At 45.9% G+C, this 16,354-nt stretch carries 15 protein-coding genes; 9 read left to right on the forward strand and 6 right to left on the reverse strand.

What is annotated here, in order from left to right:
- Nucleotides 1-112: 112 nt before the first annotated feature.
- Nucleotides 113-934, reverse strand: a complete 822-nt coding sequence (locus OCV20_RS24805; RefSeq protein WP_086774050.1) for an SDR family NAD(P)-dependent oxidoreductase — start codon at nucleotides 932-934, stop codon at nucleotides 113-115.
- A 210-nt stretch (nucleotides 935-1,144) separates the two neighbouring features.
- Complete coding sequence (locus OCV20_RS24810) at nucleotides 1,145-1,990, reverse strand: enoyl-CoA hydratase/isomerase family protein (protein ID WP_004732302.1); 846 nt, start codon at nucleotides 1,988-1,990, stop codon at nucleotides 1,145-1,147.
- 327 nt (nucleotides 1,991-2,317) lie between these two features.
- On the opposite strand from OCV20_RS24810, the gene OCV20_RS24815 reads away from it, so the two are divergent.
- Together OCV20_RS24815 and OCV20_RS24820 are read left to right on the forward strand one after the other, a co-directional pair.
- The gene (locus tag OCV20_RS24815) at nucleotides 2,318-3,691 is read left to right on the forward strand and encodes an MATE family efflux transporter (protein WP_086774049.1); all 1,374 of its coding nucleotides are present in this window, start codon (nucleotides 2,318-2,320) and stop codon (nucleotides 3,689-3,691) included.
- 9 nt (nucleotides 3,692-3,700) lie between these two features.
- Nucleotides 3,701-4,615 (forward strand): LysR family transcriptional regulator, encoded by a 915-nt coding sequence (locus OCV20_RS24820; RefSeq protein ID WP_048614380.1) that lies wholly within the window; start codon nucleotides 3,701-3,703, stop codon nucleotides 4,613-4,615.
- Between the two features lie 128 nt (nucleotides 4,616-4,743).
- On the opposite strand, the gene OCV20_RS24825 is transcribed toward OCV20_RS24820, so the two are convergent.
- Nucleotides 4,744-6,816 (reverse strand): alkyl/aryl-sulfatase, encoded by a 2,073-nt coding sequence (locus OCV20_RS24825; RefSeq protein ID WP_050052588.1) that lies wholly within the window; start codon nucleotides 6,814-6,816, stop codon nucleotides 4,744-4,746.
- A gap of 189 nt (nucleotides 6,817-7,005) precedes the next feature.
- Here OCV20_RS24825 and OCV20_RS24830 point away from each other — a divergent pair, with 189 nt between their 5' ends.
- The gene (locus OCV20_RS24830) at nucleotides 7,006-7,908 is read left to right on the forward strand and encodes a LysR family transcriptional regulator (RefSeq protein ID WP_086774048.1); all 903 of its coding nucleotides are present in this window, start codon (nucleotides 7,006-7,008) and stop codon (nucleotides 7,906-7,908) included.
- On the opposite strand, the gene OCV20_RS24835 is transcribed toward OCV20_RS24830, so the two are convergent.
- Nucleotides 7,905-8,747, reverse strand: coding sequence for a DMT family transporter (locus tag OCV20_RS24835; protein WP_238382728.1), 843 nt, complete (start codon nucleotides 8,745-8,747; stop codon nucleotides 7,905-7,907). The genes OCV20_RS24830 and OCV20_RS24835 overlap by 4 nt on opposite strands.
- A 253-nt stretch (nucleotides 8,748-9,000) precedes the next feature.
- On the opposite strand from OCV20_RS24835, the gene OCV20_RS24840 reads away from it, so the two are divergent.
- The 5 genes from OCV20_RS24840 to OCV20_RS24860 all read left to right on the forward strand — a co-directional run bounded on the left by OCV20_RS24840 (nucleotide 9,001) and on the right by OCV20_RS24860 (nucleotide 13,399).
- Nucleotides 9,001-9,390, forward strand: a complete 390-nt coding sequence (locus OCV20_RS24840; protein WP_086774046.1) for a VOC family protein — start codon at nucleotides 9,001-9,003, stop codon at nucleotides 9,388-9,390.
- A gap of 51 nt (nucleotides 9,391-9,441) precedes the next feature.
- Nucleotides 9,442-9,966, forward strand: a complete 525-nt coding sequence (locus OCV20_RS24845) for a hypothetical protein (protein ID WP_086774045.1) — start codon at nucleotides 9,442-9,444, stop codon at nucleotides 9,964-9,966.
- A 169-nt stretch (nucleotides 9,967-10,135) separates the two neighbouring features.
- Entirely contained in the window at nucleotides 10,136-11,575 is a 1,440-nt protein-coding gene (locus OCV20_RS24850; RefSeq protein ID WP_086774044.1) for a 6-phospho-beta-glucosidase, read from the forward strand.
- Nucleotides 11,576-11,674: 99 nt separating this feature from the next.
- Nucleotides 11,675-12,673, forward strand: coding sequence for a LacI family DNA-binding transcriptional regulator (locus OCV20_RS24855; protein WP_086774043.1), 999 nt, complete (start codon nucleotides 11,675-11,677; stop codon nucleotides 12,671-12,673).
- 165 nt (nucleotides 12,674-12,838) lie between these two features.
- Nucleotides 12,839-13,399 carry a sugar O-acetyltransferase gene (locus OCV20_RS24860; protein WP_086774042.1) on the forward strand — a complete coding sequence of 187 codons (561 nt, stop codon included), beginning with the start codon at nucleotides 12,839-12,841 and terminating at the stop codon, nucleotides 13,397-13,399.
- Nucleotides 13,400-13,480: 81 nt separating this feature from the next.
- Here the strand turns inward: OCV20_RS24860 and OCV20_RS24865 are convergent, their stop codons facing one another.
- Nucleotides 13,481-14,668 (reverse strand): MFS transporter, encoded by a 1,188-nt coding sequence (locus OCV20_RS24865; RefSeq protein ID WP_050620362.1) that lies wholly within the window; start codon nucleotides 14,666-14,668, stop codon nucleotides 13,481-13,483.
- Nucleotides 14,669-14,949: 281 nt separating this feature from the next.
- On the opposite strand from OCV20_RS24865, the gene OCV20_RS24870 reads away from it, so the two are divergent.
- Nucleotides 14,950-15,831: a LysR family transcriptional regulator gene (locus tag OCV20_RS24870; RefSeq protein WP_086774041.1), complete on the forward strand. Its 882-nt coding sequence runs from the start codon at nucleotides 14,950-14,952 to the stop codon at nucleotides 15,829-15,831.
- Nucleotides 15,832-15,952: 121 nt separating this feature from the next.
- Here OCV20_RS24870 and OCV20_RS24875 read toward each other — a convergent pair whose 3' ends face one another.
- Nucleotides 15,953-16,243, reverse strand: a complete 291-nt coding sequence (locus OCV20_RS24875) for a putative quinol monooxygenase (protein WP_017081375.1) — start codon at nucleotides 16,241-16,243, stop codon at nucleotides 15,953-15,955.
- Nucleotides 16,244-16,354 lie beyond the last annotated feature (111 nt).

The following is a 16,354-nucleotide window of genomic DNA, read 5'->3' on the forward strand; positions in this document are numbered from 1 at the left end:
AAATTTTAATAATCGAAAGAGCACGCAGTTCTTTGTCTAGATGGATAGAACTGCGGCTTGGATTGTGTGTGGTGGTGGGGGGAGTGTTAGTGGTGCTTTTACTAATTAATGATCAGTGCGCAACGCACAGCTTTTCTTCGAGTAATTGATCAAGCACTGTCACCAGCTTTTGGTTCTTGGTGTTGTCTAATGCGTCAGCGTGCGGGTCTTTGAACAACCCAGAATCATTATCAAAATATTTACCGGAAGCGTTGGCAAACTCATCACTGAACGCAGCACGACAAAGAATATCGGCACCAATCGCTAGATCGTTTCCATCAACGCCATAAGCATCTTTTACTAATTTACTGCCAAGGAAAGAGGCTGGGTTTACAGGGATAATTGCGGTGCCTTTGTCTAAAAGACTATTGGCTAATTCGATGGACCACATCGTTAGTGCGAGCTTACTTTGCGCGTAAACCGGACCATCAAGTTCACCCGCATTCGGGCTAATCAATGCATCTAAATCGACGGGGGCTTGGGCTGCTGAAGATAGGTTGACGATACGACCTGTCGCATCAAAAAGAGGAAGCAGCTTTTTTGTCAGTAGATACGGCGCAATGGTGTTTACGACAAAACGCACATCAAGATTGTCTGGAGTGGTGATGTCCGACACCTTATACACACCTGCGTTGTTAATGAGTATATCGAGTCGTTTGTGATCGCTTTTGATTTGGGTTGCGAGCGCCTCAACTTCAGAGAGCGTCGATAGGTCTGCGATGTAGCTTTCGATGATTGCATTCTTAGACAGGCGAGACAAAGCGGTCACGACTTTATTGACCTTAACTGGGTTGCGGCCATGAATCAGAACATGGTGCCCTTGTTGCGTTAGTGCTTTTGCGGTCTCTAAACCAATGCCATCCGTGGCACCTGTGATCAGAATTATTTTTTGCATATTCCGTCCTTCAAAAAATAGTTTGAACAACGTTATAACAAAGATTAATGACACATAGTTGCATTTGGCTCACAAGCTGAAGACTCAAATGTGAGTCTATGGGGCAAATAATGACCATTTTAACACTTGGTGGTTAACCGTTGGCGTTTAACGATTAAGTAAGACAATGGGTCAGTTTGTGGCTGACCCAAATTAAGAGAAGTGACCGAGTTATTTGATGTCTTGAACGTTCATAACCAGAGTTTCCCAGTTACGTTGGTTTTCCATATCGTGCTCTAGGCCTTGCTCATCGGCAATTTGGAAGCGCTTAACCGCAGGGGTTTTGCTCGTAGCTTGATACAACCAGTAAGCTTCCGCTTTGAGTGCTTCGTCGATCGGTTTATCGATAGACTCATACACCGCTTGCTTACATGCATTGATCGATTCAGCAGGGAATTTTGAGATTCGTTTGGCAAGCGTATCAACATATTCGCCAATTTCATCCGGCTCTAGTGCCTTGTTGATGGTGCCGTATGCTTCGGCTTCGTCAGCATCAAAGTCTCGTGCACTTAGGACGATTTCGAGTGCGCGACCTAAGCCGACTTGGCGTGCCATGCGTGATGCACCGCCACCACAAGGAAGGATGCCCATACCTACTTCCATTTGCATGAATTTGTATTTACCGCGAGCCGCGAATCGCATGTCACACGCCAGTGCAAATTCGTGGCCTCCACCTCGAGCGAAGCCTTCAAGCTTGGCAATGGTGGCTTGTGGCAGTTTGCTGATTCTTTCCAGCACCACTTGCAGGTCGAGTAACTTCGCTTCTTCACGAGAAACGGCTTCTGTCGACATGTCTTTTAATAGATTGGTGTCGTAGTGACAGACCCAAACTTCAGGGTTTGCTGACTGAAATACCACGACCTTGATGTCACGATCGCGCTCTAGTCTCATCGCTAAACCATTGAGGTCGGCAAGCATTTCTTGCCCTTGAACATTCACAGTACCGAAGTCAAAAGTGACGGTAAGAATCCCATCCTCGGCTTGAGCTTTAAACGTCGTATAACCTTGATATGCCATTTCCATATTCCTTCTGAGAGATTTCATTTCAGCCTATTCAGTGTGAATGCGACCTAAATTCAGGCTAGCGAGGAATGTTCGAACCAACAATTAACCATTAAACGAAACACTATTAACGAATTATTAAGAGTGTTGGCGATTTTTGTAATTTCAATTTATTCAACACCTTAGTTTGATATTTTAACGTTGAAGGTATCTTGCCACTTCGATTGTCAACGAAATCTAAAAACTCATTCCTTGTTTGGCGCTCTTATCCTTTTCATTTAGCTTCGTATACTGCTCAACTAGGTAATTAGCCACAAGGTACAGACAAGAGTGAACCGACTTATGCAGATGAGATCCGCGACTTTGAAAACCATTATTGAGAAAACACTGCCACTGACGCTGGGCGTGTTTGCGATCATGATGGTGCAATTGGTCGATTCGATCTTTATTGGTCAGCTAGGGGTTAATGAGTTGGCGGTTCACGGTATCACCTTGCCATTTCAGGCGGCGTTTACCGGTGTTCAAGTGGGCATCGGTGTGGCGGCAACGTCCATTATTTCTCAAGCGGTAGGGGCAAAGGAGCAACGTAAATCTACTTCAATTGCCACGCTGTCTGTCGGGTTGGGTGTCTTGGTGATTGCTTTGATCTGCATAGGGCTGATTGTTTTTAGCGATTCTGTTTTTGCGTCGTTTGTGAATGATGTATCTGACGCTCAATACCAATCCATGCTGTCTATTTTTAATGTGTACTGGCCACTGTGGTTGTTCAGTGCATTGATGGTGGCGGTGCTTTATCTGGCCACCTGTGTTTATCGTGCCAATGGCGATACCAAAACAACCGGCAGCATGTTCTTGGCTGCTAGCGTGATTAACCTAATTCTCGACCCTATTCTGATCTTTGGATTGGATATGGGCATTGCAGGAGCAGCGATCGCATCGAGCATTGGTTACGCATTTGGTGCAATCTACATGCTAATCAAGTCTCGCGGCAAGGGTTGGTTTGGCTTCAATGGCGCGTGCCGTAACCAAATCAAAGGCTACAGTTTTGAGTTATTCAAGACGGTAATGCCAACCACTGCGAATCAGATATTACCCGCGGTCAGCGCGTTCTTCTCAATGCTTTTGATAGCGAGAATCGGAACCGATGAGATGGCTTTTTGGAGCTTACTCGCCCGTGTTGAAAGTTTTATGTTGGTGTTTTCTCTTGCTCTGACGATGTCCATACCGCCTATGATTGGTCGTTACCTAGGGGCGCAGCAGCGATGCAAAATCCCCGAGCTATTGAATACAACAGCGAAGTTCTTACTGGTTTTCCACACTGTGATGGCCGCATTATTGGCGCTGTTTAGTGGCTGGATTATTCCTGTTATCTCGGAAGAACAAGGTATACGCAACTGGTTTGAAGTGACCTTGTTATTTATACCGTTCAGCTATGGGCCGCTTGGGCTTTGCATGTTGGTTGCGTCGGTCTTTAATGCCTTGGGTGTGCCTCGTAGAGCTTTGAATGTCTCTTTCCTACGCTTGTTTGTTTTCTACATTCCGGCGTTATGGCTCGGCTCTATAACTGGAGACATGATCAATGCGGTTATTGCTGCGACAGTCGCCAATGTTTTAGCGGGCGCTTTTGCATGGTTTAAGCTTAATGCCTATATTAAAACCCACATTATCCCTCGTGCCGCTGCGGCCAGTAAGCAGCGTGTACTCAGCGCAGGCTAGCCAGTATTGATGAACATTGAACATCTAAAATTGTTTGTGCGACTCGCGTCTACGCACAATATAAGTCAAGCAGGACAAGAGCTTGGGTTGTCACCTCCGGTAGCCAGTATTCATATCGGAAAGCTCGAAGAGAGCCTAGGTGCACGTCTTGTGCATCGCACCACGAGAAAGGTTTCCCTGACCGAAGAAGGCATGGCATTTCTTCCTCACGCCAAGCAAATCCTTTTGAGTGTTGAAGCGGGTGTTGCCTCTGTCGGAACTGGTAATGAATTACCAAAAGGGGTGTTGCGAATATCTGCGCCTTCATCGTTTGGTCGCATGCATGTTATGCCAGCGCTAAAAGGCTTTTTGGCTAAGTATCCAGATCTGTCGGTGGACATTTCACTCAGTGACTCAATCGTCGATCTGGTTGATGGTGGCTTTGATGTGGCGATTCGTAATGCGGAGCTACAAAACTCAAGCCTGATCGCTCGTAAGCTCTCGACTGATAAGCGTATTTTGTGTGCATCGCCGGAATATCTGGCAGCTCATGGCTATCCGAAAACACCAGAAGACCTCAAGCAACATCAATGCATCAATCAAACTGGCTTGGAAGGGTGGACGTTCGATACACCAGAAGGCGATGTCACCATCAAGAAGAAAGGTGCTATCCGCGTCGATCACGGTGAAGCGGTAAGGGATGTATGTGTCGATGGCTTGGGCATTGCCATGTGTGCGACTTGGATTGCTTATAAGCAGCTCGCGGAAGGTTCGCTGGTTGAGGTGTTGCCGGATTACCCTTTAAAGGATGAGGCGGCTATCTGGGCGGTATACCCGAGTGCTCAGTTGCTTGCGCCTAAGGTACGCGTATTTATCGACTACTTTGTTCAATATTATGGTTCACCTTCTTATTGGGATTGCGAAGTAAACGGTCAAGCTCAGTAGCGATTCAGAAGCACTTATTGAGAACAAATAAGAAAGCCCCGACCAAAAGGTAGGGGCTTGTTTTTATGTTCTTTATAGAACGTTTTTTCTAGCTAACTGCTGTTGTTTTTATTTAGTGTATCCGGCGTTTAATGAGCGTGTACCGCTGAATCTTGGTATAGCTCGGCATCAACTTCTTCGCCTTTGTTTGGACGCGGTACAATCTCAAAAGAGGTGTCAGCTTCTGTTAGTGAAGAGAGCAGTTTGTTAAGCGATGTCTTATCACCTTTCACGCCTGCTTGTCCGTCTTCTAACAGTTTTCCAAGGCTTGTTTTCTTAAGCACGATGTCAGACACGTCAGACTTATTTATGATCAGTGTCGTATCGGCATCTTGTAGCTCGTTCACTTGAATGTTGTTCAGGTTACCGTTAGACATTTCAACGTAGTAGAACTCTTGAACGTCTGGTAGCTGAATATTCAACGTAAATGGTGTTTCTTGCGCTTTTAGCGAATCCACTTTTACGGCTAAGTAGTCGAGTAGGTTTTCAATCGTCATATTCGCCAACACATCCGGAGATGCAGTCTTTGGTGCGCCCGGTTGTGTGCCAATACGAAGCTCTTGAGCGCCCGTTAGATAGATGTTTCTCCAACCAGCTCCTTCTGATTGATAACCCAACTGCTCGTAAGTATCAGCCAATAAGCCGCGTGCAACTTTGTTCTCTGGTTCTGCTTGAATCACCTTATTCAGTGCTGTTGCAACGAAGCGGTATTCACCTTCTTGGAAGTCTTGCTGTGCTTTTTCAATCACAGCGTCGCTGCCGCCCATGTACTCAACAAACTTCACTGACTCTGGCTTGATTGGTAATGGGTTTAGGTTAGCTGGGTTCATGTCGAAGTAACCAAGATACATGTTGTACACAGCGCGGGCGTTGTGAGAGTAAGTACCGTGGTAACCGTTGGTGTGCCAAGACTGTTGAATGCTGTCTGGCATTACCTTGTAAATCTCGTCCCCGATGTCTTGTAGAACCACACCGTTATTGGCTAAGCGAAGCGTTTGGTTATGAGTAAAACCGTAAGCGTCACGCTGCATTTTTAGGTAATCAGAGATCTCTTGTTCGCCCCAAATTGGCGATGAGTGAGACGCAAACAGCACCTCAGTATCTTCACCCCAAGTGACTAACATCTCGTTGATCTTCTTAGACCATTTCAAGCCGTCACGTACTTTAGCGCCACGCAGCGTGTACAGGTTGTGCATGCCTTGGTAGGTCAGTTCGCCAGTCCAAAGTGCTTTCATACTTGGAATATATGTCACCATTTCAGAGGCCGCTTCGGTACCAGAAGCATCCATGAATTGCATTTCTAGGCCGTCGATAACCAGAGTTTCAATCTCTTCGTTATGGTTCAGCTCGTAGTCTGGCAGTACGTAAGTAATGCTACCGGTTGATAGACCTTTCGACAGTGCGGCATCAACAATACCGTGTTCGTGTCGGTTCAGGGTTGCGCCATATTGATAAGCAGTACGACGAGACATTGCATTACCCGCCAATACGTTTTCGTCGACGATCTCTTTAGTGATGTTTTTCGAACCGTACACTTTTACATCTGGGTACGCGTCTTTGATTGCTCTTGCGCCACCAAAGTGATCAGCGTGCGAGTGAGAGTAAATCATTGCTACGACTGGCAGTTCGCCGCCATCAGGCACATTGCTCTTGAAGAATTTGAGAGATTTAGCGGCCGCTTCTTTGGTAAGAAGTACGTCATAAGCGATCCAACCGTTGTCACTACGAATGAAAGAGATAGACGCTAAATCCGCGCCTCGAACTTGGTAAACTTTACCCGGAACAACCTCATATAAACCTTCTGCCGCTTGGTTCAATACTGCTTGGCGCCAAAGCGAAGGGTTAACCGAATCAGGTGCTTGGTCTGCATTCGTTACACTCGGGTCGATGAAGTTAAAGCTATTACGAATGATGTCGCCCGTCTCTTGATCAAAGCTAGCAATCAGACCCTTGTTGTTATTGTCGAAAGCACGAGTGTCGGCAAAGTTAAGTGTTTTTGCGAACTCTTGGTTTGCTTTGGTGGTCATCTCGGTTGCGCTTTTGCCACCTTGGTCGCCAATTTCGCTGAAGTGTGCGTGGTCATGGTTAGCTGCAACTGCTGGAAATGCCAGCGAGATAGCTAGGAATAGTGATGCGTTTTTGAACGTGCGAGAAGTTGTCATAAGAGCCTCTTCATTTCAGAATTTTGTTTCGTTGAGGCGATTATAGGAATAAGACATATAGCAAAAAATAAAGTAAGCTTTATTTAACACATCACGAACTGTTATGTGTTGTATGCTTAAAAGTAGCAGATTGAAGCGCAAAGCTTGTCGCATACCCAATGCGAGTGCACCTAAACATGGAGAGTGACCGTGAGTGATGTTGAAAAGTTAGATCTAAATTTACTGAGCGTATTTTTGGAAGTGTATCGACTGCAGTCGATCACCTTAGCCTCAGAATCGCTTGGTATGACTCAGCCTGGAGTGAGTGGGGCATTGAAGCGACTGCAATCTCAACTTGATACTGACCTGTTTATTCGTGAAGGGCGCGGGATTATTCCGACTAACGCTGCGGTGCAACTGGCAAACCGAGTGGAACCAGCCCTTGAAGGCATAACCAGCGCAGTTAGCACCTTAAAGCAGTTCGATAATCAGCAGTATCATGTGTTTCGAATTCTGGTGAATGAGATCGGCTTAACCAAGCTTCAACCCCTTGTCGAGCAAGATGAAACGTTGGGGAATATCTCAATTGAGTTCAATATGGTGCCGAACAACGAAGAAGAACTTCTTCAGAGTTTAAGCATGCAGCAAGCTGATCTAGCGATTGATATCCATTACCCGCAAGTGAATGGATATATGAAGCAGCCGATGATTGAAGATGAATTGGTACTAATTGCTAGAAAGGGGCATCCGAGAATCAATGGCTCGGTGACGCAAGAGCAATATTACAACGAAAAGCACGTTACTTTTAGAATGCGTCGAACCCGTTTATACACGGCAGATTACTTTACCAAGTCGCCATTGAAACAGAGAAAAGTGAGTGCCGAGTGTGACTCGCTGATGACCATGTGTGTGCTGGTATCGGGCTCAGATTGTGTCGGCAGTACGTCGCGTGATTTTGCCAATCAATTTTCCGAACCCTTCCAGCTTCAAGTCCTTGATCAGCCTTTTGAAATATTACCTATGCAGCAGTACATGATCTGGCATAAGAGAACCGATTTGAATCCTGCTCATCAGTGGTTGAGAAACAAGATTCAACAATACATGGCTGATTAACGAGCCGCTCTTGCCGCTCGTTTTTGTTTGGCGCTCTCTATTATCTTAGAAGGCGTCATACCTGTCACTAACATGGTGCCGGTAATAACCAGAACCGATCCGAAAATAGTGTTAAGGCCAATTGCTTCGTCTAAGAAAAGGTTGCCCCACAAGATGCCAAACACTGGAATCAAAAAGGTAACAGACAGAGCCGAAGGCGCACCCAGCTCAGAAACGAGATTGAAATAAAGCAAGTAGGCAAGGCCTGTACACACAGCGCCTAATAAGATCACTGATGTGGTGATGGTCAGATCCGGAGCCTCTCTCATCGGCATAAAGAAGACAAACGGCAACACGATTAATACCGCCGCCCACATGCTGCCATGAGCATTGTTGAATGCCTCAACTTTGGGTGCTTGTTTGGTATAGTTCGACGCTATTCCGTAACTAAAGGCCGCCATCACCGCCGCAAAGATGGGAAGCACAGCCTCACGGCCAATGTTCATCGCATCCCAACCGACTAACACGCCAACTCCCGTTACCCCAATTCCAAGCCCTAATAGAACACGCGCTTCGAGTGTAGTTTTGGTCCATATCGCACCTATGATTGCCGCCCATATTGGCGCAGTCGAGTTCAAGATAGCGAGTGTCGAGGCGTTCAGTGTCTGCGCGGCATAAGCGAAAAGTAAAAAGGGAACCGCAGTATTGAACAATCCAAGAATAAAGAAGTGTTTAGCATGTGAATTGAACGACAACTTCTTTCTTAAGTAGATAGCGACCAATAATAGAGTGATGGCAGCAAACAGCACTCGCGCTTCAATCAACACCGCTGGGCCCAATGGATTAGCGGCAATTCTCATGAACAGAAACGAACCGCCCCATATCGCAGCGAGAGTTATTAATTTTAGAAAGTTCACGGCTTATATCTCAGAATGTGTAAAACCCGACTATGGAGGAAAGATAACTATTACACAAACATAGATACCAATACTGTGCAGTTATGGACATAAGTTTGAGTTCTTAAACAGGAACAGCTTCGATGAATTTCGTTCTGTTTATTGAGCCATATTTGATGAGTAATCTAGCGTTAGACATCAAACTGAGGTGAACAAAATGAAGATTGAACACATCGCAATTTGGACCAAACAACTCGAAGTGTTGAAGCGATTTTATGAAGACTATTTCGGTGCCACATCGAATTCAAAATATCACAACCCAACCAAAGGGTTTTCTTCATACTTCCTCTCTTTCGAAACAGGGAGCCGTCTAGAGATCATGGAAATGGACTCGGTGCCTGAATCGAAAGATGACATCTATGATCAGTTTACAGGCTTTGTTCATATCGCGATTTCATTGGGCTCGGAACAAGCGGTCGATGCACTCACTCAACGCTTGGTTGAAGATGGTTATGAGCGCTTAGATGGCCCAAGAAGAACAGGCGATGGCTATTATGAGAGCTGTATACTCGATCCAGATGGTAATCGCTTGGAACTTACCGTTTAATGGAGGGCACTTAAATAGCGTTTAACTCACTAACGGAACTGAGGTATTACAATGATGAAGCATGCTGTGACTTTCCTTTTTAGTCTTGGGCTGATGGGATGTGCAACCTCAGAACCGGCGTATGAGCAGGAGACGGACGCGAAACCTGAACCATCACAACCCGTTGGGTATCTTGGCTTCAAAGCCCATCAAGAGTGGGCCATTCAATTTAACGATTGCACGGTCTACGATTTAACAGGCGCACAACCCTACCAGTGGTTTGATCGCACTTCAGCCTCTGTGAGCTGTTATACATTTAAGCCAAACGATGCCATCGAACCTTTATCAGTCTATGCCGACGCAGATTTTGCCAGCAATAAGCTAACGCCGATCGACCGCTTTCAAGAGTTGCAAGTATCAGAGTCAGGCTGGGGCACCTTTCCTGCGGTCTATGAGACCAACGGCACCAATTGGCTGAAAGTCAAAGAGGGTTGGATTCACCTCACACTAGCCGATCAGACACTCGTTCAGTTCTACCCTGGCACTCAAAACCAATCTGGCAAATCGCAGCATGATCAGTATTTTGAGCAGCATTGATCGTAATGCTGACTGTTGATTAGTCTGTAGTTCGATCAAAAAAGATCTTTTAACTATTGCTGAAACCGGTTTCAATCTGTATCTTTGCTTTTATTGAAATCGGTTTCAGAGTTGTAATGGGCTCTCTAATCCTGGTCTTTTTCACGAATAACTTGTAGCGAGTAATGGTATGAACAACGAATTTCCGAACGATTTTTTATGGGGTGGTGCGGTTGCAGCACATCAGTTAGAAGGCGGCTGGGATGCGAATGGTAAAGGTGTCAGTGTTGTTGATGTATTAACAGCGGGCGCTCATGGTGTACAACGTCGAATCACCGATGGCGTGATTGATGGCGAAAACTATCCAAACCAAGTCGCAGTGGATTTCTACCATCGCTACAAACAAGACATTAAGTTATTCGCTGAGATGGGCTTTAAGTGTTTCCGTACCAGTATCGCGTGGACGCGTATCTTCCCAAATGGCGATGAAGCTGAGCCGTGTGAAGCGGGTTTAGCATTTTACGATGAGCTGTTTGATGAGCTGTTGAAATACGACATTCAACCAGTGGTCACACTGAGCCACTTTGAAATGCCTTACCACCTAGCTAACGAATATGGCGGCTGGATGAACCGCAAAGTGATCGACTTCTTCGTTAAATACTCAACTACGGTGATGGAGCGATACCAGCACAAAGTAAAATACTGGATGACCTTCAACGAGATCAACAACCAGATGAACACTTCGGCAGACATCTTCGGTTGGTTGTGCTCTGGCGTGAAGTTCCCACAATGCGAAAAGCCGCAAGAGGCGATGTATCAAGCGGTTCACCACCAGTTTGTCGCCAGTGCGTTGGTGGTTAAGAAAGGTCACGAGATCAATCCAGACCTTCAGATCGGCGCAATGTGTGCGATGGTGCCTTTCTACCCTCGTTCTTCAAAGCCAGAAGACATCATGGTGGCACAGCAAGCGATGCGTGACCGTTATTTCTTCTCGGACGTAATGGTGCGTGGTCATTACCCAAATTACGCTAAGCGTGACTGGGCAATCAAAGGCTTCAACATTGAGATGCAGCCCGAAGATGAGCAGATCCTAAAAGAAGGTAAAGCGGATTACCTTGGCTTTAGTTACTACATGTCGAATACTTTGGACTCGTCTTCGCACCAATCGACCGAAGAAGCGATGGACGGCGGTCATGAAAATTCGGTCGATAACCCGTTCATCCAGTCTAGCGATTGGGGCTGGCCAATTGATCCAACGGGTTTGCGCTTCTGTTTAGCATCTCTGTATGAACGTTATGAAGTGCCATTGTTTATCGTTGAGAACGGTTTTGGCGCTATTGATACCATTGAAGAAGATGGCAGCATTAATGACGACTACCGCATCGCTTACCTTGGCGACCACATCAAAGAGATGAAAAAAGCCGTTGCGATTGATGGTGTTGATTTGATGGGGTATACCCCTTGGGGCTGTATCGATTTAGTGTCGTTCACCACGGGCGAGATGAAAAAACGCTATGGATTCATTTACGTAGATAAGCACAACGATCAATCTGGCTCACTAGAACGCAAACGCAAGAAGTCGTTCGAGTGGTATAAAGGCGTGATTGCATCTAACGGTGCCACTATTTAGAATGCATTTCCCAGCGCAGTTATGTGAACTGTGAGCTGTCATTTTGCAATGAATTAGTCGGCCTATGTCGGCTAATTTTTTATAAAGGAAAAGAAGCGAATGGTAACCATGCTTGATGTCGCAAATCGCGCAGGCGTATCTAAATCGACCGTTTCTCGTGTCTTAAATGGCAAGAACATCGTGCGCCCAGATGTGGTGAAAAAGGTATTTGATGCGATTCAAGAAACAGGTTATCGACCTAACTTGTTGGCCCAGCAATTGGCGACTAAGAAGACCAATTTCATCGGCTTTGTAATCACCAATGAGTTGTTCAATGGCCCTTACTTTTCTTCCTTGATGTATCACGCGGCTTCTTATAGCGAAAAGTCGAATCACCAACTGGTGATCACCGATGGAAAACACAGCGCAGAAGACGAAATAAAGGCGATCAACTTCCTGTTGGATATGAAGTGCGCGGGCATCATCATTTACCCACAGTGCTTAGCTGAAAGTGAGATTGCAAAGGTCATCGAAAGCACTGACACACAGATTCTGGTACTCAACCGAGAAATGCCGTCGAAGCCTAATCATGCCATTACCACCGACCATTATCAGAGCGCTTGTTTGATGGTTGAACACATCATTGAGCAAGGCCATACAGATATTGCAGTGATTCGAGGAAAAACCGGTTCTTCGACTGATGAGTTGCGTTACCAAGCCTATCAAAATGTGTTAACTAAACATGGTGTGGCATTGGATGAGGCCAAAGTTGTTCAAGGCGATTGGACGATGGAGAGCGGTTATCACGCGGCTCAGGCTCTGGCAAAAAGCAAAGCAACATTCACTGCTATCTTGTCGGAAAACGATGACATGGCGATTGGTGCGATTAAGGCGTTAACTGAACTTGGGTACTCATTGCCTCAAGATGTTTCTATCGTCGGCTTTGATAACAGCAAAGTGGGGGCGTTTTTAACGCCAAGCTTAACGTCTGTCAGTGTGCCATTAGAGCAAATGACGCAAAAGGCGATCCTGCAAATTGTCGGTGAAACAGAGCAAGCGACCACCATTAATACCACTGGTGGTTTGGTGCTGCGCGATTCGATAGCGAAGCTAAATTAGCAATGTTCGAATTTCATATTTCACCTACAAAAAGTGACGAACTGCGCATCTCTTAAACCAAGCTTAAACACTCCTTATTCACTGTTATTTAGATGTGCGATATTGCGTTTTTTGGTCGATGAATTGACCAGCATTAGTTCAGTAATGTGAGAACAGGTAAGTAACGTGAAAACAGAAAAACAAAAAATGCTAGCAGGCGAACCTTATCAGGCTTGGGATAAAGAGCTTTATTCAGCTCGTATCGAATGTCGTAAGGTGCTTCAAAAACTCAATAACAGTATTCCTGACACACCTGAATGGGAAGCAGCAACGCAAGAGCTCATTCCTGGATGTGAAAACGCGCATCTAGAACCTCCATTTCGTTGTGACTACGGCTCGAACATCAAGCTGGGCAAGAACTTCTACGCTAACTTTAACTGCGTGATTTTGGATGTGGCTGAAGTGACCATTGGCGACAATGTACTGCTTGGTCCGAACGTTCAAATCCTGACCGCAGGTCATCCACTCGAAGTGAAAGGCCGTGTAGAAGAAGGCGTTGAGTTTGGCACACCGATTAATGTTGGCGACAATGTTTGGCTTGGCGGTGGTGTAATCATCTGCCCCGGTGTCACTATTGGCGAAAACAGCGTTATTGGCGCAGGCAGTGTGGTAACCAAAGACATTCCAGCCAATGTGGTTGCAGTCGGTAATCCATGTAAAGTGCTGAAAGCGATCGATAATGCGTAATAATCAGATTGAATAGATAAAGCCCGAACCTAGGTTCGGGCTTTGTTTTTTCTATCCTTGCTAGATGCTAGATGCTAGATGCTAGATGCTAGATGGAACAGCTTGTTGTGCTTGCTTCTTATCTAACGCACCACTGAATCGAGTCAGAACAAGAGCGATCAGAACGATCACAGCACCTATCCAAGGGGTGTTCATTAATCCAGATTTCGCGACAATCAAACCACCGCCCCATGAGCCTAATGCAATACCGACGTTGAAGGCTGCAATGTTCAACCCAGAAGCGACATCGACTGCGTCTGGTGTGTATTTCTCAGCCAGTTTCACAACATACACTTGTAGCCCCGGAACGTTACCGAATGCGAATGCACCCCAAACCAAAATAGTCGCAACGGCTGCATAAGGGTTTACAGCGGTAAAGTTGAATACCACCAGTACCGCGGCTAAACCAGAGAAGATAACGGTCAGCGCTTTAATCGGGCCCATCTTGTCGGCCATTTTTCCACCCCAGATGTTACCTACCGCCACTGACACACCGTAAACCAACATGATGAGACTGATTGAGCTCGAATCAAACCCTGATACGTTTTCCAGTATTGGAGCAAGGAACGTAAAAGCTGTGAATGTACCGCCATAACCTAGTGCTGTGATAGCGTAAACCAACAGTAAGCGTGGTTGAGTTAGAACCTTTAGTTGTGCCGAAATCTTCGCCGCTGGTGGTTGCTTAAGGTTGCTTGGAACCAAGATAGCGCTACCGATAAGAGCAATAAGACCAAGCAGAGCCACTATCAAGAAGGTTGCTTGCCAGCCAAAGGTTTGGCCGATGTAAGTGCCCAGTGGTACGCCGGTCACCAATGCAACCGTTAAACCCGTAAACATGATCGCAATGGCACTGGCTGCTTTATCTTTTGAAACCAAACCTGTCGCGATGGTCGATCCAATCGAGAAGAACACACCATGGGCAAGGCCGGTCAAAATTCGTGCGGCGATCAGCGTGTTATAGCCTGGCGCCTGCCACGCCAATAAGTTACCAATGACAAACAATGCCATCACGGTTAGTAGCACCGCTTTACGATTCCATTTGCCGGTTAATGCCGTTAATACAGGTGCGCCAATAGCAACGCCAAGCGCATATAAACTGACTAATAAACCTGCCGATGGCAGAGATACATTCAAGTCGCTCGCCATGGTAGGAATCAAGCCTACGATGACAAATTCTGTGGTTCCGATGGCAAAGGCGCTGAGCGTCAATGCAAGTAATGCTAGTGGCATAATCATCTCTCTTACTGTTCTTTGTTAAATACCGAGCGCGATAAAATGGGGCAGCTTGTGACTGCAATAGGAGCGCTTCGTTTGATGGCGAGGATTATCTAGCAAAATATATTTGTGAAAAATGCCATCATTAACAAATAACCTTTGTGTTATTTGCAATAATTGGAGAGTTAGCCGATCATTGGATTAAGCTGATGAGATCGAAAAGACACAGATGATTTGAGTTGTGATGATCACAAGCGAGATGACATTAAACAAAATGAAGATAGTGAAGGAGTCCCATGTTAACCCGTTCAGATGATTTAGAAATGGTACTCACCGTTGTCGATGCTGGTGGGTTTTCTGCGGCGGCAGAGGCGCTGGATGTGCAGGTCGCCAAGGTGTCTCGTTCGGTGAGTAAGGTTGAGTCGCAACTCGGCGTCTCAATATTCAACCGAACAACGAGACGCGTGGAGTTGACGGAGGAAGGGCGGCAGTTTGTCGATTCAGTCAGGGTGGGATTACAGATGATTCAGAGCGCGGAAGAAGAAATCGTGTCGCGTGGTGAGTTACCAAAAGGTCGTTTAAGAGTCGATGCCGCTAGTCCATTCGTATTCCATCAGCTAGTGCCGTTGGTGCAGGCATTCAAAGAGGCTTATCCAGACATTGAGTTGGAACTCACTTCCAACGAAGGCTTCGTTGATCTTCTAGAAAAGAGAACTGATGTTGCGATTCGAATCGGTAAGTTGTCCGATTCAACACTGCATGCTCGCCCGTTAGGAAAAAGTTTGCTCCATATTGTTGCGTCACCTGATTATCTCGCTAAGCGTGGGATGCCCACCAAACCTGAAGATTTGAGTTCACATCAAATTGTGGGTTTTGCAGGGAACAAAGTGCTTAACCATTGGCCTTTACCAAACCAAAGTTATGTCGCGCCTACTGTGACAGCCAGTAATGGTGAAACCGTGCGTCAACTAGCACTAGCTGGAAATGGGATAGCTTGTTTATCGGGGTTTATGGTGCAGGAAGATATGGCTGCGGGGCGTCTAATCCCTATTCTGGAACAAGATAAACTTGCCAATACAGACCGAGAGCGAGTGAATGCGGTTTATTACAAGTCGTCCTCTGTCTCTAAACGTATCTCGGCGTTTATTGATTTTATTCAGCCCCGTTTGAAGCTCTAACTAAGGCAGACCGACGATATCCGCATAAATGAAAAAGCCCCGCTGACGTGCAGCGGGGCTTTCAAATTGAACTCGATAGCTTGTCAGTGTGCTTTCTAGTAACAGACTACTGTAACTGTACTTAAGCGATCTTAGTCATCTCGTTAAGTGTAAATGACGTAACACTGCCTTCGGTTGCTGCCATGTATTCAGCAAGGTGGGTATTACCCATGTGTGTTTGCCAAAGTTCACGTGATGTCCAGTTTTCGTAGAAAGTGAAATGTGCTGGGTTTTCATTGTCTTGGTGAAGGTCGTAGTTGATGCAACCTTCTTCAGCGCGAGTAATATCAATCAGCTTTAGCAGCTCAGCTTTAACCAATTCAATTTTGTCTTCGTTAGCGACGATGTTTGCGATGATAGTTAGTTGAGTCATGTTCGTACCTATATTATTTTTCACCGAAATGGTGATTTGTCTGTGTTTACAGCGCCACTCTTTGTTCATTGAGCTGCAGTCTGTGTCGATGGATAAATAATAGTAGGAGTA

This window comes from Vibrio coralliirubri (assembly GCF_024347375.1).
Taxonomy (GTDB): Bacteria; Pseudomonadota; Gammaproteobacteria; order Enterobacterales; family Vibrionaceae; genus Vibrio; species Vibrio coralliirubri.